This window comes from Bradyrhizobium jicamae (assembly GCF_018130695.1).
GTDB classification, from domain to species: domain Bacteria; phylum Pseudomonadota; class Alphaproteobacteria; order Rhizobiales; family Xanthobacteraceae; genus Bradyrhizobium; species Bradyrhizobium jicamae_B.
In genome coordinates, this window is the sequence record NZ_JAFCJX010000005.1 from 216,579 (window position 1) to 235,104 (window position 18,526).

Annotated in this window: 22 protein-coding genes; 5 read left to right on the forward strand and 17 right to left on the reverse strand. The window is 64.3% G+C overall.

Annotated features, from left to right (window positions below; genetic code table 11):
• The first annotated feature begins 102 nt into the window (after positions 1-102).
• Positions 103-345, forward strand: a complete 243-nt coding sequence (locus tag JQ604_RS09305; protein WP_249158145.1) for a hypothetical protein — start codon at positions 103-105, stop codon at positions 343-345.
• Between the two features lie 2 nt (positions 346-347).
• On the opposite strand, the gene ccoS is transcribed toward JQ604_RS09305, so the two are convergent.
• The 10 genes from ccoS to JQ604_RS09355 form a co-directional block, all read right to left on the reverse strand.
• Entirely contained in the window at positions 348-512 is a 165-nt protein-coding gene (gene ccoS / locus JQ604_RS09310) for a cbb3-type cytochrome oxidase assembly protein CcoS (RefSeq protein ID WP_212355733.1), read from the reverse strand.
• Complete coding sequence (locus JQ604_RS09315) at positions 512-2,701, reverse strand: heavy metal translocating P-type ATPase (RefSeq protein ID WP_212355735.1); 2,190 nt, start codon at positions 2,699-2,701, stop codon at positions 512-514. The genes ccoS and JQ604_RS09315 overlap by 1 nt, the downstream gene beginning before the upstream one ends.
• A gap of 11 nt (positions 2,702-2,712) precedes the next feature.
• A complete protein-coding gene (locus JQ604_RS09320) occupies positions 2,713-3,213 on the reverse strand; it encodes a FixH family protein (protein WP_212355737.1) in 501 nt (166 codons plus the stop codon).
• Between the two features lie 26 nt (positions 3,214-3,239).
• Positions 3,240-4,697 carry a cytochrome c oxidase accessory protein CcoG gene (gene ccoG / locus JQ604_RS09325; RefSeq protein WP_212355739.1) on the reverse strand — a complete coding sequence of 486 codons (1,458 nt, stop codon included), beginning with the start codon at positions 4,695-4,697 and terminating at the stop codon, positions 3,240-3,242.
• Positions 4,698-4,793: 96 nt separating this feature from the next.
• On the reverse strand, positions 4,794-5,666 hold the full coding sequence (gene ccoP, locus JQ604_RS09330) for a cytochrome-c oxidase, cbb3-type subunit III (protein ID WP_212355741.1): 873 nt from the start codon (positions 5,664-5,666) through the stop codon (positions 4,794-4,796).
• A 6-nt stretch (positions 5,667-5,672) separates the two neighbouring features.
• The gene (locus JQ604_RS09335; protein WP_212355743.1) at positions 5,673-5,837 is read right to left on the reverse strand and encodes a cbb3-type cytochrome c oxidase subunit 3; all 165 of its coding nucleotides are present in this window, start codon (positions 5,835-5,837) and stop codon (positions 5,673-5,675) included.
• Between the two features lie 13 nt (positions 5,838-5,850).
• Positions 5,851-6,585 carry a cytochrome-c oxidase, cbb3-type subunit II gene (gene ccoO / locus JQ604_RS09340; RefSeq protein WP_212355745.1) on the reverse strand — a complete coding sequence of 245 codons (735 nt, stop codon included), beginning with the start codon at positions 6,583-6,585 and terminating at the stop codon, positions 5,851-5,853.
• An 8-nt stretch (positions 6,586-6,593) separates the two neighbouring features.
• Complete coding sequence (gene ccoN, locus JQ604_RS09345; RefSeq protein WP_249158146.1) at positions 6,594-8,216, reverse strand: cytochrome-c oxidase, cbb3-type subunit I; 1,623 nt, start codon at positions 8,214-8,216, stop codon at positions 6,594-6,596.
• Between the two features lie 171 nt (positions 8,217-8,387).
• A complete protein-coding gene (locus JQ604_RS09350; protein ID WP_212355749.1) occupies positions 8,388-8,615 on the reverse strand; it encodes a hypothetical protein in 228 nt (75 codons plus the stop codon).
• Between the two features lie 26 nt (positions 8,616-8,641).
• Positions 8,642-8,827: a hypothetical protein gene (locus JQ604_RS09355; RefSeq protein ID WP_212355750.1), complete on the reverse strand. Its 186-nt coding sequence runs from the start codon at positions 8,825-8,827 to the stop codon at positions 8,642-8,644.
• A 210-nt stretch (positions 8,828-9,037) separates the two neighbouring features.
• On the opposite strand from JQ604_RS09355, the gene JQ604_RS09360 reads away from it, so the two are divergent.
• Positions 9,038-9,193, forward strand: a complete 156-nt coding sequence (locus JQ604_RS09360) for a hypothetical protein (protein WP_212355752.1) — start codon at positions 9,038-9,040, stop codon at positions 9,191-9,193.
• Positions 9,194-9,211: 18 nt separating this feature from the next.
• Here the strand turns inward: JQ604_RS09360 and fixJ are convergent, their stop codons facing one another.
• From fixJ to JQ604_RS09375, 3 genes are all read right to left on the reverse strand, one after another.
• Complete coding sequence (gene fixJ, locus JQ604_RS09365) at positions 9,212-9,820, reverse strand: response regulator FixJ (protein ID WP_212355754.1); 609 nt, start codon at positions 9,818-9,820, stop codon at positions 9,212-9,214.
• The gene (locus tag JQ604_RS09370; RefSeq protein WP_212355949.1) at positions 9,817-11,247 is read right to left on the reverse strand and encodes a PAS domain S-box protein; all 1,431 of its coding nucleotides are present in this window, start codon (positions 11,245-11,247) and stop codon (positions 9,817-9,819) included. Before JQ604_RS09370 ends, fixJ begins: the two co-directional genes overlap by 4 nt.
• A gap of 105 nt (positions 11,248-11,352) precedes the next feature.
• Positions 11,353-11,559 carry a hypothetical protein gene (locus JQ604_RS09375; protein ID WP_212355757.1) on the reverse strand — a complete coding sequence of 69 codons (207 nt, stop codon included), beginning with the start codon at positions 11,557-11,559 and terminating at the stop codon, positions 11,353-11,355.
• A gap of 250 nt (positions 11,560-11,809) precedes the next feature.
• Between JQ604_RS09375 and hemN the strand changes: the two genes are divergently transcribed.
• Entirely contained in the window at positions 11,810-13,162 is a 1,353-nt protein-coding gene (hemN, locus tag JQ604_RS09380; protein WP_212355759.1) for an oxygen-independent coproporphyrinogen III oxidase, read from the forward strand.
• Positions 13,163-13,253: 91 nt separating this feature from the next.
• Here the strand turns inward: hemN and minE are convergent, their stop codons facing one another.
• The 4 genes from minE to JQ604_RS09400 form a co-directional block, all read right to left on the reverse strand.
• Complete coding sequence (gene minE, locus JQ604_RS09385) at positions 13,254-13,532, reverse strand: cell division topological specificity factor MinE (RefSeq protein ID WP_212355951.1); 279 nt, start codon at positions 13,530-13,532, stop codon at positions 13,254-13,256.
• Positions 13,532-14,347 (reverse strand): septum site-determining protein MinD, encoded by an 816-nt coding sequence (minD, locus tag JQ604_RS09390; RefSeq protein ID WP_212355761.1) that lies wholly within the window; start codon positions 14,345-14,347, stop codon positions 13,532-13,534. Before minD ends, minE begins: the two co-directional genes overlap by 1 nt.
• Positions 14,348-14,368: 21 nt before the next feature.
• Positions 14,369-15,067, reverse strand: coding sequence for a septum site-determining protein MinC (minC, locus tag JQ604_RS09395; protein WP_212355763.1), 699 nt, complete (start codon positions 15,065-15,067; stop codon positions 14,369-14,371).
• Between the two features lie 150 nt (positions 15,068-15,217).
• The gene (locus tag JQ604_RS09400) at positions 15,218-16,180 is read right to left on the reverse strand and encodes a helix-turn-helix domain-containing protein (RefSeq protein WP_212355765.1); all 963 of its coding nucleotides are present in this window, start codon (positions 16,178-16,180) and stop codon (positions 15,218-15,220) included.
• 264 nt (positions 16,181-16,444) lie between these two features.
• On the opposite strand from JQ604_RS09400, the gene JQ604_RS09405 reads away from it, so the two are divergent.
• Both JQ604_RS09405 and JQ604_RS09410 read left to right on the forward strand, forming a co-directional pair.
• Complete coding sequence (locus JQ604_RS09405; RefSeq protein WP_212355767.1) at positions 16,445-17,416, forward strand: ABC transporter permease; 972 nt, start codon at positions 16,445-16,447, stop codon at positions 17,414-17,416.
• Positions 17,417-17,449: 33 nt separating this feature from the next.
• On the forward strand, positions 17,450-18,463 hold the full coding sequence (locus JQ604_RS09410; protein ID WP_212355770.1) for a sugar ABC transporter substrate-binding protein: 1,014 nt from the start codon (positions 17,450-17,452) through the stop codon (positions 18,461-18,463).
• The last annotated feature ends 63 nt before the right edge of the window (positions 18,464-18,526 follow it).

Below are 18,526 nucleotides of genomic sequence, written 5' to 3' on the forward strand. Positions count from 1 at the left end.
TCCACCCCTGCCCCGCGAAAACCTGGCCCTTTGCGCCAAATCAACGCGATTTTCGGTCGAATTCGGCAAACTCTGCCCGACAATGTGAGGCAGATCGACATCATGCAACGTCTATGGTCCCTGCTCGCGAGGCTCAACGGCCACACCTGGCAAGATATTGCGACAGCGCCGTGCAATTGCACGATCGAGCTCGCGGTCATCGACGGCGATGTGACGGCGCTCGATTGCCCCTATTGCCGCCACGACGGCGAATGGCTGGACGCGACGACGATGACGCCGGCCACCGTCACCGCCACGCATTGGCGCCGCTGGCAGCCCGATATCATACCGGCCTGCTGCTGCTAGGCCTACGATTTCGACGCGCCTTCCGCCGGCTCGTCGTCGGCGATCGCCCGCCATGCTGCGCCGTCGAGATCGTCGTATTGGCCGCTGCGGAGCGACCACAGGAAGCCCAGCAGACCGAGGAAGCCGAGAACGAGCGCGAGCGGCACCAGATACACCAGCACTTCCATCACCTGACCTCCCGCACACGGCGCGCACGCAGCGCATTGAGCATCACCAGCAGCGACGATCCCGACATCGCGGCGGCGGCGATCAGCGGCGTCACGAGGCCCGCGATCGCAATCGGAACGGCCAGGACGTTGTAGACCACCGCCAGCCACAGATTCTGCTTCATCAGCCGCAACGCCTTGCGCGAGATCTCGATCGCCGTCGCCACCGGCTCGAGCCGCTCGCCGAGGAACACGGCATCCGCGACCGCCTGGCTCATATGGGTAGCGCTCACCGGCGACATCGACGCATGGGCGGCGGCAAGCGCCGGGGCGTCATTGAGGCCGTCGCCGACCATCAGCACTTTGGAACCTTGCCGCGCCAGCGCCTCGATCCGAGCGATCTTGTCGACCGGTGAGACCTCGGCGCGCCACTCGCGGATGCCCAGCGTCTGCGCCGCGCTCCGCACCGCGGCCTCACGGTCGCCGGACACGATCTCGATGGCAATGCCCTGCCGCTGCAGCGATGCGATGACGGCGGCGGCATCGGGGCGCAGGCGCTGGCGCACCGCAAAGACGTGAATGACATCGCCATGGCGGAACGCGGCGACGGACGCTTCGGGATCGCGCGACAGAATGTCCGCGGCTAGGGCCTCGGCACCGCAATAGGACGGACGACCGAGGCGGATCTCCCGTCCATTGAACGTACCGCGCACGCCCTGCCCCGGCTCTTCCTCGATTCCCGGCAGCGGCGCATTGGCGCCGGCGGCGCGCGCGACCGCTGCCGCGACGGGATGCCGGCTCGACAATGCGAGGCGCCCGGCGAGGGTCACGATATCGGCAGGAATGCTGGCGAGATTGGCGACGTCGAGCTCCGGCAGCGTCAGCGTGCCGGTCTTGTCGAAGATCACGCGATCGACCTGTGCGATGCGCTCGATGGCATCACCCGCATTGAGCAGCACGCCGGAGCCGAACAGCGCACCCGACGCCACGGTCTGCACGGCCGGAATCGCCAGGCCGAGCGCGCAGGGACAGGTGATGATCAGCACCGCGATCGCGGTGACGATCGAATCGTGGAAGCTCGCGCCATAGGCGAGCCAGCCCAGCATGGTCAGGAACGCGGTGGCATGCACGACCGGCGCGTACAGCCGCGACGCCCGCTCGGCGAGCTTCAGATAATGGGAGCGCGACTGCAACGCGTTCTCGAGCAGGCGGGAGATTTCCGCCAGTAGCGTCTCTTCCGACGCCGCCGCGGCGCGGACCCGCAGCGTGCCCGAGCGCACCAGCGATCCCGCGAACACCGCGGTGCCGGGCTCGGCGACGACAGGCAGCGTCTCGCCGGTGATCAGGCTCTGATCGATCTCGGAACGTCCCTCGATCACGTTGCCGTCGACCGCCGAGCGTTCGCCCGGACGTAGCAGCACGATATCGCCGGGTCGGATCGTGGCGGCGGGCACGGTGCGGATTTCGTGCTCGCTGACGAATTTGGTCGCTGTCTCCGCCTTCAGAGCCGCCAGATTGCCGGCGAAAGCACGGGTGCGGCGACGCATGTTCTGGTCGAGATAGCGGCCGGCCAGCAGGAAGGCGATCAGCATGATCGCGGCGTCGAAATAGGCGTGGTCGGCGTGGTTGGCAGTCTCGACGATCGAAGTCGCGAGCGCGAGAAAAATGCCGATGCTGATCGGCACGTCCATGTTGACGCCACGGGCGCGCAACGCTGAATACGCCGAGGCAAAGAACGGCTGCGCCGAATAGGCCGCTGCCGGCAGCACAATCAGCGCCGACAGCCAGTGGAAGAAGTCGCGCTGCTCCGGCAGCATGTCGCTGACATTGCCCGACCAGACCGGGATCGAGAGCATCATGACATTCATCGCCGCAAAGGCGGCGACGCCGAGCCGGCGCAGCAATGCGCTCGCCCGGTCGGCCTCGACGGTTTCGGCCTGCGCGCGCTCGAACGGATAGGCCTTGTAGCCGAGCTCGGCAAGCCGATCGACGAACAGCGCCGGATCGAGCGCGCCGGCCTTCCATTCCAGCGCGAGCCGGCGGTCGGTCAGGTTGACGCGCGCCGACGTCACGTCGGGAATCTTGGCAAGATTGCGCTCGATCTTGGCCATGCAGCCGGCGCAGCTGATGCCTTCGACCGCGAGATCGAGATGCAGCCGGTCGTCGCCGGCGGGCTTCAGGTAATGCGAGAGGTCGAGAGCCGTGGACATGGCGGGACCGTTCAGTTCAGGACGACGCGGTTCTTGGACAGGAACAGACGCTGGCCGCCGGAATCACCCTCGATCACCAGATCCCACTGTCCGGAAGCGATGCCCTGCGTGCTGCCGCGATAATTGCCGCCGCTTCGCTCAGTGACCTCGAAGACGCGATCGCCGCGCCGGTCGGTGGGCCGCTCGAGCCTCCCCGTGAACGTCAAGCCGGTGAGCGCGGTGCCGTCGCGATCGCGCGCGCTTATGTCGAGCGATGCCGCGCCATCCGTGCCGCGTTCGATATGGGCGTCGACTTGCCAGCGCCTCGCATTCTGCTGCTGTGCGGCAGCGATCTCGCGCTGATAGGCGAGGCTCGCGCTGTAGGCGCTGTCGACCTCGGTGCCCGGCAGCGTGCTGATGGCAAAGCGCATCATGATGCCGTTGGCGCCCATCACGATTGCAAAGAAGCCGATCAGCGCGAACAGCACGAAGCGACCGGTGAGCGGACGGATGGTCTTGGCAGATGTGGACATCACAGCACTTCCCTCAGGGCAGGAACTCAGGGCAAAACGAAATGATCGGTGGCGGAGGCGGCCTCGCCGAGGCCGATATCGGTGACACGGAAGCGGACCGGCACCGAGCGCTCCGACTTCTCGTCCACCGGCGCCGTTACCAGCACGCGCAGCTCGGTCGTGGTGTCGCGCGGCAGCACGATCATCGGCCGTTCCGGCGTCACCGAATCGGCGCCGACGAGATGGATCGATGCGTTGGTCGGGCCGTCGATGTCGACCGTGATCACCCGGTCGAAGCCACGCTTGTTGAGGAGACGCAGCGTGTAGCCGTTGCGGATCGCACCATCGCTGAGCTTCACCGCCACGGGATTGCGATCGTGCAGCACGCTGATGTCGAGCAAGGTCCGCGACATCAGCGCGTAGAGCATCACCGCGCAGACCCCCGCGATGAATGACGCGTAGACGATGGTGCGCGGCCGCACCGGCTTGAAGATCTCGCCCTTGCCGGCGATGCGGCGCTGCACGTTGATGTCGTTGTCATAGCCGATCAGGCGGGTCTCGCGTCCGATTTTCTTCATCACGGCATCGCAGGCGTCGATGCACAGGCCGCACTGGATGCAGCCGAGCTGGGCGCCGTCGCGGATATCGATGCCGGTCGGGCACACCGCGACGCACTGATTACAGTCGATGCAATCGCCGACCTTCTCGCCGAGCGCGCGCAGGTCGAACGATTTCTTCAGCGAGCAGCGCTGCTCGCCGCGGTCGTATTTGTAGGTGACATTGAGCGCCCACTCGTCGGTCAGCGCCGCCTGGATGCGCGGCCACGGGCACATGTAGACGCAGACCTGCTCGCGCATGTAGCCGGCCAGCAGATAGGTCGAGGCCGTGAGGATTCCGATCCAGATATAGGCGATCGCTGGCGCCTGGAATGTCGCGAGATCACGAACCAGTGTCGGCGCGTCGGCAAAATAGAGCACCCAGGCGCCGCCGGTCCACCAGGCGATCATGAGCCAGATCGCGTGCTTGAGCACGCGCCTGGCGGCGCGGGCGGCCGTCATCGGGCCGGCGTCCGCCTTCAGCCGCTCGCGGCGATCACCCTCGATCCAGCGCTCCACCGCATAGAACAGATCGGTCCAGACCGTCTGCGGGCAGAGATAGCCGCACCAGATCCGTCCCCCCAGCGCGTTCATCAGGAACAGCGTGACCGCGGCCAGCACCAGCAGTCCGGTGAAGTAGTAGATCTCCTGAGGCCACAGCTCGATGAAGAAGAAATAGAAGCGCCGGTTCGGGAAATCGATCAGCACCGCCTGGTCCGGCGCGCCGAGGCCGCGATTCCAGCGTACGAACGGCAGCAGATAATAGATGCCGAGACAGACGGCCATCAGCCGCCACTTGATGGTGCGGAACGTGCCGGAAATGCTCTGCGGATAGACCTTCTTGTGGGCCACATAGAGTGGCCCATCCTCGTCGATCAGAAGATCGTCAGGCGATACGAGTTTGTTCATGGCAGAGCCTGGTTCGCGGTCCATGACTCAAACTACGTCGGTCGTGGTCGGTCGACGTTGACGCACGTCAACCGACCTGCGGACTTCTTATTCCGGCTATTTTCCGCCGCCGAGCGAATGCACGTAGACGGCAAGCGCCTTGACCGTGACGGGATCGAGACGACCGCTCCAGGCCGGCATCACACCGGCGCGGCCATTGGTGATGGTCTCGATCAGCGTCGCCTCATCGGAGCCATAGAGCCAGATCCGGTCGGTCAGATCAGGCGCGCCGAGCTCCTGGTTGCCCTTGGCGTTTTCGCCATGACAGCTCGTGCAGTTGTCGGTGAATAGCTTCTTGCCGGCCGCGGCATCGAAACCAGGCGCCGTCGACAGACCCGACAACGACCGAACATAGTTCGCAACCGTGACGATCTCGCCCTTCTTGAGGATGCCATCGCGGCCGAACGCCAGCATCTGGCTGTCATGTGTCTTGGCGTGACCGGAGCGGGCGCCGTACTGGATGGTCTGCAGGATCTGGTCGAGCGATCCGCCCCACAGCCACTCGTCGTCGTTGAGGTTCGGATAACCCTTGGCGCCGGCGCCACCACTGCCGTGGCACGGCGCGCAATTGTCCGCGAACACCGTCTTGCCGCGGGCGCGGGCCAGCGCCAGCAGTGCCGGGTCCTTCTCGATCTCGGCAAGCGAAGCGTTGCCGAGCACCGCCATCTTCTCACCGCGCAGTTTCTCGAGATCGGCGAGATCCTCGGCGACGCTGGCGCGGGTCGAATAATGGAACAGGCCGGTGGTGTTGCTGGTGATCAGCGGCCAGGCCGGATAGACGATCCAATAGCCGATCGCCCACAAGATCGTTGCGTAGAAGCTCAGTATCCACCAGCGGGGCAGCGGTGTGTTGAGCTCCTTGATGCCGTCCCATTCATGCCCCGTCGTGGAGCGGCCCGAGACGCTGTCGATATCGTCGTGTTCGGTCATGGTCTGTCAGTCCTCACGCAGCGGCATCTGCGCCGCGGAATCGAACAACGCCTTGTTGCGGGGCCGGAGCGCATAGACCACGATGGCTATGAAGATGCCGACGAACACGGGCGTCCAGAACGTGACGACGAGATTTGACGCCAAATTCTCGATGGTCATGATGGCTTTCATCGATAAGGACTCCTCAGCGCAGATTGGCTTTTTCGTCGTACAGCTTGAAATCAACCAGCGTCCCGAGCATCTGCAGGTAGGCGACGAGCGCGTCGAGCTCGGTCGGATTGCCGGCCTTGCCGTCGAAGTTGCGCACCCCCGCCTTCGGATAGCGCTTCTGGAACGCCTCGAGGTTCGGGCTGTCAGGGTCGACCTGCGCCTTCAGATCGGCCACCGCATTCTTGATCTGGTCGTCCGTGTAGGGCACGCCGACCACGCGGCTGGTGCGCAGATGCGCTTCCATATCGATCTGGTCGACTTCGGTGTTGGCCAGCGACGGATAACCCGGCATCACCGATTGCGGCACGATGGCGCGCGGATCGATCAGATGCGTGACATGCCATTCATCGGAATATTTCGCGCCGACGCGGGCCAGATCCGGACCGGTCCGCTTCGATCCCCACTGGAACGGGTGGTCGTACATGCTCTCCGCGGCCAGCGAATAATGACCGTAGCGCTCGACCTCGTCGCGCAGCGGGCGGATCATCTGCGAGTGGCAGAGATAGCAGCCCTCGCGCACGTAGATGTTGCGGCCGGCGAGCTCGAGCGGCGTGTAGGGCCGCACGCCATCCACCTTCTCGATCGTGCTCTTGAGGTAGAACAGCGGCGCGATCTCGACCAGGCCACCGATCGCGATCACCACCAGAATGCCCGCGATCAGGATGATCGAGTTCTTCTCAAAGATCTTGTGACGGTTCCAGAGAGACATGGGATGACCTATTCGGCAGGCTGGAGCAGACCGGCGCCTTGGGCTTGATCGGCGGATTGCGCTTTGACCGTCATCCAGAGATTGAAGGTCATGATCAGCGCGCCGATCAGGAACAGGGCGCCGCCGGCGGCGCGGATGATGTAGAAGGGATGCATGGCCTCGACGGACTCGATGAAGGAGTATTCGAGGAAGCCGAGCGAGGTGTAGGCGCGCCACATCAGGCCCTGCAGGATGCCGGATACCCACATCGCGGAGATGTAGAGCACGATCCCGATGGTAGAGATCCAGAAGTGCCAGTTGACGAGCTTGAGGCTGTACAGCGGCCGATTCCACAGCCACGGGATCAGGCAGTACAGCGCACCGAACGACACGAAGCCGACCCAGCCGAGCGCACCGGAGTGCACGTGGCCGACGGTCCAGTCCGTGTAATGGCTGAGCGAGTTGACGACCTTGATCGACATCATCGGTCCCTCGAAGGTCGCCATGCCGTAGAAGGCGACCGAGACGACCAGCATGCGCAGCACCGGATCGGTGCGCAGCCTGTCCCACGCGCCCGACAGCGTCATCAGGCCGTTGATCATGCCGCCCCATGAGGGCATCCACAGCATGATCGAGAAGGTCATGCCGAGGGTCTGCGCCCAGTCCGGCAGCGCCGTGTAGTGCAGATGGTGCGGGCCGGCCCAGATGTAGAGGAAGATCAGTGCCCAGAAGTGGATGATGGAGAGCCGATAGGAATAGACCGGCCGCTCGGCGCGCTTCGGGATGAAGTAGTACATGATGGCGAGAAAGCCCGCGGTCAGGAAGAAGCCGACCGCGTTGTGGCCGTACCACCACTGGAACATCGCATCCTGCACACCGCCCCAGGCGATGTAGGATTTCGAGCCGAGCAGCGACACCGGAAGCGCCGGGTTGTTGCCGAGGTGCAGCACCGCGATGGTGACGATAAAGGCGAGATAGAACCAGTTGGCGACGAAGATGTGCGGCTCCTGCCGCTTCACCAGCGTCATCAGGAACACCAGGAGATACGTGACCCAGACGATGGTGAGCCAGAGATCGGCGTACCATTCGGGCTCGGCATATTCCTTCGACTGCGTGACGCCGAGCAGATAGCCGGTGCCCGCGATCAGGATGAAGAAATTGTAGCCGACCACCACGAACCACGGCGCGAGCTCGCCCGCGAGCCGCGTGCGGCAGGTCTTCTGCACCACATAGAACGAGGTCGCGATCAGCACATTGCCGCCGAACGCAAACACCACCGCCGAGGTATGCAGCGGGCGCAGCCGGCCGAAGCTGGTCCAGGGCAAGTCGAAATTGAGCGCAGGCCAGGCCAGTTGCGAGGCGATCAGCAAACCGACGGCGAAACCGGCGATGCCCCAGAACACCGCCATCCACGCCGAGAACTTGATCGGGCCGAGATTATAGTTCGGCCGGCCGTTGATCTCCTGCGGCGGCAGCTGCGCCGGCCGGTCGTAATAATGATTGAGAATCACGAAAGCCGCCGCGAGGCTCGCGACCGTCGCAAGCGAGGCGTGGAAGACGTAGGCCGTGTCATGACCCATGGCCGCGCCGAACAGGCACAGGAACGCGGTCGCGGCGAACAACGGCACCAACACCGCTTCACCGATCGTCATGGATTTCGCAACTGGAGACGGACTTGTCATGTCGCAAGCTTTCCTTCAATGCCCGATGTCGGACACAACCACATCGCGGGCCCGTGACGTTTGACGCGCATCAAATTCGCAGCATTGGGATGGTCGAGAACGGTCAGACCGGCCGCATCGCGGCCGGCCGTGCGGCGCGCGCTACCCGCCCCACGCCCGCATCAGCGCAGTCGGCGAACGGATCTCGATCGCGTCGGCAAAGATGGTCCAGTCATGGACATGCTTCTGCCGGCAGAAGTCGGCCTCCGCGCGCTGTGCGGCCTCGGTCAACGAGCCGGCATCGAGCGTAAACGTCGCCTGGCAAGCGCGGTGCTCGTGGCCGGTATCGTCGCAAACTGTCTTGATGAAGCGAACGTCGAAGGAAGGCATGGCGTGATCCTTTCTATGAAACGTCCCTAGGGACCACGTGATCCGCCCACACCGCGGTGAATGGCCCAGCCGGCGGCAAGCACGGCGAAACCTGTGATCAGGCCCACGACGACAAGTGAAGGAATGAAGGCGAGGCCAGACACGTCGGTCCCGGCCACTGCCACGCCCGTCAACAGCAGCAGGATCAGCGGTACGCTCAGAAGGCGGATCATGTTGGTTCCCCTCCGCCGTCATCCGCATGGGTTGACGGCAGTTGAGGTCGACCTTGTCAGGGAATGCCGCCCGTGTGCTTGATCTGACGCAATCGCCGCGTCACGCCCCCGGGAAAGCCCGTGCTTGATTCACGTCAACGCGAGGATCATGCTGGCCTGAAACGATCGAGTCGTTTCAACGGGATGGAAACCCAACGGGATCAAAAACCGATGTCACTGTCGACGATTTCCCTGGTCGTGATTGCGTCCGCGCTGTTTGCCGGCTTCGCGACCATGCTGGCCTGGGGCCAGCTTCATGCCCGCCGCCTCCAGACGGAAGCCGCCCCGCCGGTCGGCATCGACAGACCACGCAGGCGGCCGTTCTAGCCCAAAACCGCCGCGCGGCTACAGTCCCGAGGTCAGCGCGATGCGCATCAGCTCGGACATGCTGCGCGCGCCGGTTTTCGCCATGAGATTGGCGCGATAGACTTCCACCGTGCGCGGGCTGATGCCGAGATCGTGCGCGATCACCTTGTTGATCTTGCCGGCAACCAATCCCTTGAGCACGTCGAGCTCCCGTGGCGACAAGCCGGCCAGCAGAGCCGCCGCCTCGCTCCGCGCCGTCGAATCGGCCGCGCCGGCGCCTCGCACCTCCAGCGCCGCACGGATGGCCCCCAGCAACACGGCATCGTCAAATGGCTTCTCGATGAAATCCACCGCGCCGGCCTTCATCGCCTCGACCGCGAGCGCGACATCGCCGTGGCCGGTGATCAGGATCACCGGGTAGCTCGAACCCTGTTCGCGCAGCTTGCGCACCAGCTCGATGCCGTTCATGTCAGGCATCCTGATATCGGACACGACACACGCGACCTCCACTGTCTCCGGCTGCCTGAGAAAGGCTACGGCCGAGTCGTGCACGATCGCCTCGAAGCCGTTGACGTCGAGCAGGAAGGCCAGCGAGTCCCGCATCGCCGCGTCGTCGTCAACGACGTGAATGATCGGCTTCTCGCTCATGTCGGACTCTCCGGTTCGGCAAACGGCAGCGTAAACTCGAATATGGTGCCGCCGCCATCATTGGCTTTGGCTGCGATCTGCCCGCCATGCGCCTCGACGATGGTGCGGCAGATCGACAGCCCGACCCCCATGCCATTTTCCTTGCTGGTGACAAAGGGCTGGAACAGGTGCTCGGCGATCTCGGGTGCGATGCCCGTTCCGCTGTCGGCGACCGAGAAGCGCGCGAATGCGCCCTGTCTTCCGACCGCAATGTCGATCTCGCGGCGGGCGCAGGTTTCCATGGCTTCGATCGCGTTTCTGATCAGGTTCAGCGCGACCTGCTGGATCTGAATCTTGTCGGCCAGGATATCAGGCAATTCACGGTCGCAGCGCAATGAGACGCGAACGCCCTGCTCCTTGGCGCCGACCAGTGCCAGTGCGGCCGCCTCCTCGAGCAGGATCGCCGGATTTTCCAGCGTGTGCTGGGTCTCGCCCTTGGCGACGAACTCGCGCAGCCGCTTGATGATGTCGCCGGCGCGCAGCGCCTGGTCCGCGCTCTTGTCGAGCGCCTCGCGCACGCGGGCGCGATTGCCGGCATCCGCCTTCAGCAGCGTCGAGGCGCCGCGGAGATAGCTGGTGATGGCGGCCAGCGGCTGGTTCAGTTCATGCGCCAGCGAGGAAGCCATCTCGCCCATCGCAGTCAGCCGGGAGACATGGATCAGCTCGGATTGCAGCTCCTGCATCCGCCGCTCCTGGGTGCGCCGCTCGGTCAGATCCCGCACGAATCCCGTGAACAGCCGCTCGGTACCGACCTGCGCCTCGCCGACGGCCAGCTCCATCGGAAACGTCGAGCCGTCCTTGCGCTCGCCGACGACAATACGGCCGATCCCGATGATCCGCCGCTCTCCGGTCTTTCGATAGCGCTGCAGGTAGGAATCATGCTCCGTGCGATACGGAGCCGGCATCAGCAGCGAGACATTCTTCCCGATCACCTCCTCGGGCCGCCAGCCAAACAGGCGCTCCGCGGTAGCACTGAACGAGCGCATCAGCCCGCGCTCGTCGATGACGATCATCGCCTCCGGCACAGTGTCGAGGATCGATTGCAACTGCGCCTGGCGATGGCGCGACGCATCGGACTCGCGCAACAGGCGCGCTCCGATGACGCCAAGGACCGGCCCCAGGATCGCGAAGAACGAGACGTCGATCAGATTGGCCGGGTTCGTCAGCAGGCTCTGCCCCAGAAAGAACCCGCTGCTTGCAAGGCAAAGCGCGGTGGCAAACAGGGCAGGACCGAGACCGCCGGTAAAGGCCGCAAAGATCGCGACCGGCACATAGATCACGGTAAAGGTGCGGTCCTCGAAGTACTGATGCAGCAGGTAACGCAGCAAGAAGACGAGTGTCGCCGCAGCCAGAGCCGGTCCATAGCGTAGCCACAGGTGCCGCGACATCATCATCCCATCATATCGACCAAGCACCCGCAACCGGCTGCCGCGCCGCCTGTCCCAGGGAATCATAGCATCAAGTGGAAGTCACGGGCGAGCCATCGGGTGGAATCACGCTCCGGGGGCTGAATTCCAGGGGCGCCAATGCGTCGGGTTGACGGCGATCCGTTCGTTGGTCTTGGCTTTCACCCAGCCATTCGGGACCCGTCGGCAGGCGAAGACGACTTGATGAACATGGCCCCGTTCAATGACTGCTATTTCGAGTTCGCGCTCAAACGGAGCATTGCCGATCCCTTCCCAAACTGTCTGATCTTGCATCGATCGGTCTCGCGCCGCGCTGTCCAGCCTGGAGCTGGACTGGCCATTACAAGCCGTGACTGTAGCGGAGGCGCGGACCTCGCCAGTTGATCTGCGTCAACCGGAGCCGCCGATCAGCGGGACCGGTGAGGCGCGATCAGGAACCGCGGAGCGTCGCCAGGCTGCTGCGCCGAACCTGAGCAAAGGTTGACCTGACGCAACGTTCGTGGCCGCGATTTCCGGCAAGGTCTGCCGCAAACGGAAGGTGGACATGCGCTCGGACCTCGCAAGACAATACGGACAGGATCGGCTGCCCCGCTACACCAGCTATCCCACCGCTCCGCACTTCGCGCCTGATATCGGCGAAGCCGACTATCGGCGCTGGCTCAGGTCGATCCCGTCCCGAAAACCGGCTTCGATCTATCTGCATGTGCCATTCTGCCGGTCGATGTGCTGGTACTGCGGTTGCCACACCTCAGTGACCAGGCGCGACGATCCGATCGCGATCTACGCCGCCGGCCTGCGCAGCGAGGCGCATCTCGTCGCCGAGGCGATCGGCCATCGCCAGCCGATCTCGCACATCCATTTCGGCGGCGGCACGCCGACCATCATGACGCCGGAGACCTTCGCCGACCTCGTCGGCGCGCTGCGCTATTGCTATTTCGTGCTGCCCGACGCCGAGATCGCCGTCGAGATCGATCCGCGCACCCTGACCGAGCCGATGGCGGAAGCGCTGGGCTTCTGCGGCGTCAACCGTGCGAGCCTCGGCGTGCAGAGCTTCGACCCCATCGTGCAGCACGCCATCAACCGCCTGCAGAGTTTCGAGCAGACCGCTGTCGCCGTCGATCGGCTGCGCCGCGCCGGCGTGCGCCGTTTCAACTTCGATCTGCTCTACGGCTTGCCCTTCCAGACGGTGGAGTCCTGTCTCGGCACCGTCGCCAGGTGCATCGAGCTCCGTCCGGACCGCTTCTCGGTGTTCGGCTACGCGCACGTTCCATCCTTCAAGAAGCATCAGCGCGCAATCGCGGAGGACGCCCTCCCCGACAGCACCGAGCGGCATCTGCAGTCCGAAGCGATCGCGGAAGCCCTGGTTGACGCCGGTTATGTGCGGATCGGCTTCGATCACTTCGCACGTCCCGGCGACGATCTCGCCGTGGCCAAGCGCGAAGGCCGGCTGCGCCGGAATTTCCAGGGCTACACCGACGATGCGGCCGAGGCGCTGATCGGCCTCGGCGCCAGCGCGATCGGCCGGATGCCTCAAGGGTTCGTGCAGAACGGCGTCGCAACGCGCGACTATCTCGCGCGCATCGCCGAGGACCGGCTCGCCACCGCCAAGGGCTACGCGTTCACCGGCGACGACCGCTTCCGGGCCGACGTCATCGAGCGGATCATGTGCGATCTCGCCGTCGATCTTCCGCAGATCTCGCGACGTCACGGTTGTGACCACCGTGCGGCCATTTTGAACCAATCGCAGATCGACCGATTGATCTCTGATGGAGCCGTGACGATGCTCGGCGATCGTCTCGCTGTCACCGAGGGCGCCGAATTCCTGGTCAGGAGTGTTGCCTCGGCGTTCGACGCATACCTGTCGCCGTCAACCACCTCGTACAGCCGCGCGATCTGAACAAAGGGCTCGCGTCACGCTTGGCTGAGCGTTCCCGGCTGCGGGAGCGGGCGGCTTCAGCCGCCCGCGTTGCCGGGCAAGGTGTCTGCAGTCAGGAGGCTGCCGCCAGCTTCGATCGTTGCACGCTGTTCGGCACCTCGATGTCGACTTCGAGCATCGAGACGAACTTGCCTCGTTCCATCCGGATCACGATCTTGTCGGGATCGAGATCGATGTGCTTGGACACCACGCCGAGGATCTCCGCGCGCAGGGTCTCCAGCAGGTCGGACGCGCCGTTCCGGCCGCGCTCATGCGCGAGCAGGATCTGCAGCCGTTCCCGTGCAACGGGCGCGGATGCAGTGCGGCCGCCAAAGAGCCGCATCAGGTTCATCATGCCGCCCTCCGTCGCAGAAGCCGATCCATCAGTCCCTTGCGCTCGACCGGCACCTTCATGGTCACCGTCTCGCCCATCAGGCGCCGCACGGCGTCCATATAGGCCCGCGCCGGCGCGCTGTTCGCGTTGTTCAGCGTCACCGGCGATCCGACGTTGGAGGCCTTCAGCACGTCCTGGCTTTCCGGCACGATGCCCAGCAGCGGCGTGGCGAGGATCTCGAGCACGTCGTCGATCGACAGCATCTCGCCGCGCGCGGCGCGGGCGCTGTCGTAGCGGGTGATGAGAAGGTGCTTCTCGACCCGCTCGCCGCGTTCCGCGCGCACCGTCTTCGAATCCAGCATCCCGATGATGCGGTCGGAGTCGCGCACCGACGAGACCTCGGGATTGGTGACGATGATCGCCTCGTCGGCGTAGCGCATCGCCAGCGTGGCGCCGCGCTCGATGCCGGCCGGGCTGTCGCACAGGATCCAGTCGAACTTGGTCTTGAGCTCGGTGATCACCCGCCTGATGCCCTCTTCGGTGAGCGCGTCCTTGTCGCGGGTCTGCGAGGCCGGCAGCAGCCAGAGGTTCTCCAGCCGCTTGTCGCGGATCAGCGCCTGGCTGAGCTTGGCCACGCCCTGAACCACGTTGATCAGGTCGAACACGACCCGCCGCTCCGCCCCCATCACGAGGTCGAGGTTGCGCAGGCCGACATCGAAGTCGATCACGACGACGCTCTGTCCCATTTGCGCGAGTGCCGCGCCCAATGCGGCGGTCGATGTCGTCTTGCCGACCCCGCCCTTCCCAGACGTCACGACCAGTACCTTCGCCATTCTCTTTCTCCTCGCGGTCGATCAGTTCAACGGTGTGATTCGGAGCGTTTCGCCTTCCAGCCACGCCTGGGCGGGCCGGTTGCGCAAACCTTCGCCGATGTCTTCGGCGGTCTGATAGTAGCCATCGATGGCCAGCAGTTCGGCCTCGATCTTCTGGCAGAAGATCCGGGCGGCCGAATTGCCGTTGATCCCGGCCATCGCGCGTCCGCGCAGGGTTCCATAGACATGGATCGAGCCGCCGGCCACGATCTCGGCGCCGGAGCCGACCGAGCCCAGCACGGTGACGTCCCCCTCGGCAAAGATGATCGATTGGCCGGAGCGCACCGGGCTCTCGAGCAACAGCGACGGCGATTTGCTCTTGGTCCTGGTCTGCGGGTTGTAGACCTCGGCCTTGGTCAGCCCGGAAGGCCGCCCCCCGGTCAGCAACGGCGGCAGGTTGGGCGTGAGCTTGGTTCCATCAATGCCTTCGATGCCGAGCACGCGGATGTCGCGCTGCTCGAGGCTCTGGACCAGATGAGCAATGGCGGTGGGGCTGAGGTCCACCGACGACAGATCGAGCACCACCGGCTTGCCGGCAAAGAAGCCCGGCGACCGGGCAAGCGTCGCATCGATCTCGGCAAGCCAGCTGACGACCGGCACGACCGGGGAAAAGACGAACGCAACGTAGGAGCGGCCGCGCATGCGAACCGGCTGACGTGCTGTCTCAGTGCTGGCGTCCATCGTCCTGACTCGGCTGTCGTGTGGAATGGTTAACAATCGTCATCCATGGTTAACCGATGGTTAACGCCACGGGGGTTTTCACGGGATTTGACAGGGGGCGAAGGCGGACCTCTCGGCGGTCCGGCGAACCACCATCCGCGATCGAACGGCCTAATCGATCGACGTCATCTGCCGCCGCCGCAGCTCGGACGGACTGTGGCCAAACTTCCTGCGGAAGACCGTGCTGAAATGCGATGAGCTGCTGAACCCGAGCCGATAAGCGATCTCGGTCATCGACAGCGCGCGCAGCTCCGGGCGCATCAGCGCGTCGTAGCAACGCTGCAGACGGCGATCCAGAATCCACTCGGACACCGACATCTCGGTCAATCGAAACAGGTAATGCAGATGCCTGAGCGAGACGCCGTTGTTCTTGGCGATCTTCTCCAGCGAGAGATCCGGATCGGTCAAATGCTCCTCGATCCAGGCCTTGACCGACCGCAGGCGCGCCTTGCGTGCCGTGGCGTCCTCGGAGAACTCGTCCTTGTCGCCCATGTCGAGCGCGAGCGCCAGCACGTCCATCAGCTCTTGACCCAGCCGGGCTCGCGCAGTCTCGTCGAGGCTCGAGGCCTCCGATGCGAGCGTCGCGCAAAACTCGGCCGCGATCCGGCCGAGGCCCCGCCCCGTCATGATCGTCGCCGCCGACGGCATCCTTCCCTCGGCGAACCGCGATGAAAATTCCGTGCGGGGGATCTCGAGATAGAACGATCGGAATCGGTCCGAGCACTCCAGATCGTAGGCGTCGGAGGCCGAAAAGATCGCGCCGATGCCGGGACTGGTCACCAATGTCTGCCCGGCCTGGAGCACGTCCATGCTGCCCTGTTGCAGGAACTGGACGTAGTAACAGTCCTTGTCGAGCCTCGCGATATGGTGCTCACGCCGTGAGATCCGCTGCTCCGACAGGAAGACGTCGCTCATCGTGACCGCGCCAAATTGCGCCTCGCGAATGAAGCCCTGATAGTCGGCCGGCCTCACCGCGTTCACGTCGACATGGACGTAGTGGTCGCAGATGGCGTCCTGCCAGGCGGCGAAGCGCCTGGCGGGGTCCAGCTCCTCGGTCGTAAACACGAGATCCATGGTGAACCGTTCTGGCGGGGTGGGCTGTGCAGCGCACAAAAAGCCCGGCGGGTGATCGCGATCTTAGGTTCCCGGCAGCGCCGCGCAAGGCACTTTGCGCGCCAACGCAAAAGGTTTGCGCGCCTGAGCAAGCGCCGCCGAGACCTCTCGCCTATCAAGACCAAAACTAACTCTCGGGAAAGGGGAGGCAATCGTGCGCGCCAGTACGGCGATCACGCACGCGCGATGCCGACCCGTGGATCGCACGGTGAGAACGAGCACGCGATGAAGCGCTTTCGATTGAGCCAGCAGGAGATCGTGTTCGCCGTCTTCGCGGCCCTTTTTCTGACCTTCTCGGTCTTCCTGAAAGGTTTTCTCTCCGCCGACAACATGCTGACATTGCTGCAGAACGTAGCGGTGCTCGGTATCCTCGGTCTGGCGATGGCAATCGTCGTGATCGGCCGCGGCATCGACCTGTCGCTGATCGCAGCGCTCGCAGTCCCCGGCGGCCTCGTGCTGCAGATGGTGCAGAACGGGCATTCGCTGCCGGCCTCGTTGCTGGCGGCCGGCCTGCTGTCGATCGCGATCGGACTCGTCAATGGCTGGCTGATCGCCTATGCGGAAGTGCCGCCTTTGTTCGCGACGCTGGCAACCGGCCTCTTTGTGGCGGGACTGGGACAAGCCGCCATCTTCCAGCTCGACGTCGTGCAATGGAGCGACGGGATGGCCGGCTTCGAACGGCTTGGCCAGGGCAGCATCCTCGGCATTCCGACGTCGATCGTGATGTTCGCAGCCGCCTGCCTCGTGGTCTTCATTCTGCTGCGCCAGACCCGCTGGGGCGCCTACATCTACGCGATCGGCGACAATCCATTCGCCGCACGCGTCACCGGCATTCCGTCGCGACCGATCGTGGTGCTGCAATATGTGGTTGCGGCGCTGATCGGCTGCTTCGCCGGCCTGGTGATGGCGGCGTCCGTCAATTCCATGCCGACGCGCATCTTCAATTCGACGCTGATCTACGACGTCATCCTCGTCGTCGTGCTCGGCGGCATCGGCCTCTCCGGCGGACGCGGCGGCGTGGTGAACGTCATCATCGGCACGCTGCTGATCGGAACCATGCTGAACGGCATGACCATCATGGACATTCCCTATGCAGGCCAGAACATGATCAAGGGCATCGTCCTGTTGATCGCCGTCATCACCGACACGTTCCTCAATCCGCGGAACGAAGAGACCGCCCAACAAGGCGACATCTAGCTCGCCGAATCATTCTCAAAACAGGAGGAAACAGTGCGCATTCACAATCTTGCATTTGGAAGTCTTGCCGCGCTCGCCCTTGCGACCGCGACGATTCCGGCGTTCGCGCAGCAGGGCCTCGAGGAGCCCTTCCAGAAACCGTTCCGCGAAGCGCTCGCCGGCAAGACGGTCGCTTACGTGCCGGTCGCGATGAACTTCGACCTGACCGAGGGCTGGTACGCGGGCCTGAAGAAGGAGCTCGAGCCCTACGGCGTCAAGTTCGAGATCCGTGATCCCAACTGGAACACGAATGCGGGCGCGCAGGCCGTCACCTCGCTGATCTCGGAGAAGCCGGCCGTGATGGTCATCCACAATCCCGACGTCCAGACCTACGCAAAACTGCTACAGCGCGCCGAGAACGAAGGCATCTACGTCATCCAGATCAACATGGGCTCGGCCTATCGCAGTTCGGCCTTCGTCGGCGCCAACTGGATCGAGATCGGCGAACGCCAGACCGAGGGCGTGGTCAAGGCCTGCCAGGGCAAGTCGAACAAGATCGCCATCATCCAGGGCGCCCTCTCCGCAGCCGCCAGCGCCTATACGCTCAAGGGCGTCGAAAACGTCCTCGCCAAGCATCCCGAGGTCAAGGTCGTCTCCAGCCAGGCGGCGGATTGGGATGCCGCCAAGGCCAAGGCGATCACCCAGACGGTGCTGAAGCAGAATCCGGATCTGTGCGGCATCGTCGGCTTCTGGGACGGCATGGACATCGGCACTGCCGCTGCGATCAAGGAAGCCGGGCTGACCGGCAAGGTGTTCCTCGCGACATCGGGCGGCGGCGAGCGCAAGGGCGCGTGCGAGCTCGTGAAGAATGGCTCGTTCGATCTCAACATGAGCTACGACGTGCCGACGCAGGCCGCGCAGATGGCCGGCACCATCAAATGGCTGCTCTCGTCGGGCGCCAAGCCCGGATCGGTCAAGGGCTCGGAATACACGACCCTGATCCCGATCACCAAGGAGAACGCCGACAGCCAGACGGCGTGCTGGAATCTCTCCGATCTCAAGAAGTGATCGTGTTGACCTCGCGCGTTCCGGGCTGATGGCCCGGGACGCGCAATTTGTTCACTGAACCAG

What these genes read in the sequence shown, in the direction of transcription:
- JQ604_RS09305 (WP_249158145.1), top strand. Translation starts at nt 103, where the DNA reads ATGCAACGTCTATGGTCCCTGCTCGCGAGGCTCAACGGCCACACCTGG.
- ccoS (WP_212355733.1), bottom strand. Translation starts at nt 512, where the DNA reads ATGGAAGTGCTGGTGTATCTGGTGCCGCTCGCGCTCGTTCTCGGCTTC.
- JQ604_RS09315 (WP_212355735.1), bottom strand. Translation starts at nt 2,701, where the DNA reads ATGTCCACGGCTCTCGACCTCTCGCATTACCTGAAGCCCGCCGGCGAC.
- JQ604_RS09320 (WP_212355737.1), bottom strand. Translation starts at nt 3,213, where the DNA reads ATGTCCACATCTGCCAAGACCATCCGTCCGCTCACCGGTCGCTTCGTG.
- ccoG (WP_212355739.1), bottom strand. Translation starts at nt 4,697, where the DNA reads ATGAACAAACTCGTATCGCCTGACGATCTTCTGATCGACGAGGATGGG.
- ccoP (WP_212355741.1), bottom strand. Translation starts at nt 5,666, where the DNA reads ATGACCGAACACGACGATATCGACAGCGTCTCGGGCCGCTCCACGACG.
- JQ604_RS09335 (WP_212355743.1), bottom strand. Translation starts at nt 5,837, where the DNA reads ATGAAAGCCATCATGACCATCGAGAATTTGGCGTCAAATCTCGTCGTC.
- ccoO (WP_212355745.1), bottom strand. Translation starts at nt 6,585, where the DNA reads ATGTCTCTCTGGAACCGTCACAAGATCTTTGAGAAGAACTCGATCATC.
- ccoN (WP_249158146.1), bottom strand. Translation starts at nt 8,216, where the DNA reads ATGACGATCGGTGAAGCGGTGTTGGTGCCGTTGTTCGCCGCGACCGCG.
- JQ604_RS09350 (WP_212355749.1), bottom strand. Translation starts at nt 8,615, where the DNA reads ATGCCTTCCTTCGACGTTCGCTTCATCAAGACAGTTTGCGACGATACC.
- JQ604_RS09355 (WP_212355750.1), bottom strand. Translation starts at nt 8,827, where the DNA reads ATGATCCGCCTTCTGAGCGTACCGCTGATCCTGCTGCTGTTGACGGGC.
- JQ604_RS09360 (WP_212355752.1), top strand. Translation starts at nt 9,038, where the DNA reads ATGTCACTGTCGACGATTTCCCTGGTCGTGATTGCGTCCGCGCTGTTT.
- fixJ (WP_212355754.1), bottom strand. Translation starts at nt 9,820, where the DNA reads ATGAGCGAGAAGCCGATCATTCACGTCGTTGACGACGACGCGGCGATG.
- JQ604_RS09370 (WP_212355949.1), bottom strand. Translation starts at nt 11,247, where the DNA reads ATGTCGCGGCACCTGTGGCTACGCTATGGACCGGCTCTGGCTGCGGCG.
- JQ604_RS09375 (WP_212355757.1), bottom strand. Translation starts at nt 11,559, where the DNA reads ATGCAAGATCAGACAGTTTGGGAAGGGATCGGCAATGCTCCGTTTGAG.
- hemN (WP_212355759.1), top strand. Translation starts at nt 11,810, where the DNA reads ATGCGCTCGGACCTCGCAAGACAATACGGACAGGATCGGCTGCCCCGC.
- minE (WP_212355951.1), bottom strand. Translation starts at nt 13,532, where the DNA reads ATGAACCTGATGCGGCTCTTTGGCGGCCGCACTGCATCCGCGCCCGTT.
- minD (WP_212355761.1), bottom strand. Translation starts at nt 14,347, where the DNA reads ATGGCGAAGGTACTGGTCGTGACGTCTGGGAAGGGCGGGGTCGGCAAG.
- minC (WP_212355763.1), bottom strand. Translation starts at nt 15,067, where the DNA reads ATGGACGCCAGCACTGAGACAGCACGTCAGCCGGTTCGCATGCGCGGC.
- JQ604_RS09400 (WP_212355765.1), bottom strand. Translation starts at nt 16,180, where the DNA reads ATGGATCTCGTGTTTACGACCGAGGAGCTGGACCCCGCCAGGCGCTTC.
- JQ604_RS09405 (WP_212355767.1), top strand. Translation starts at nt 16,445, where the DNA reads ATGAAGCGCTTTCGATTGAGCCAGCAGGAGATCGTGTTCGCCGTCTTC.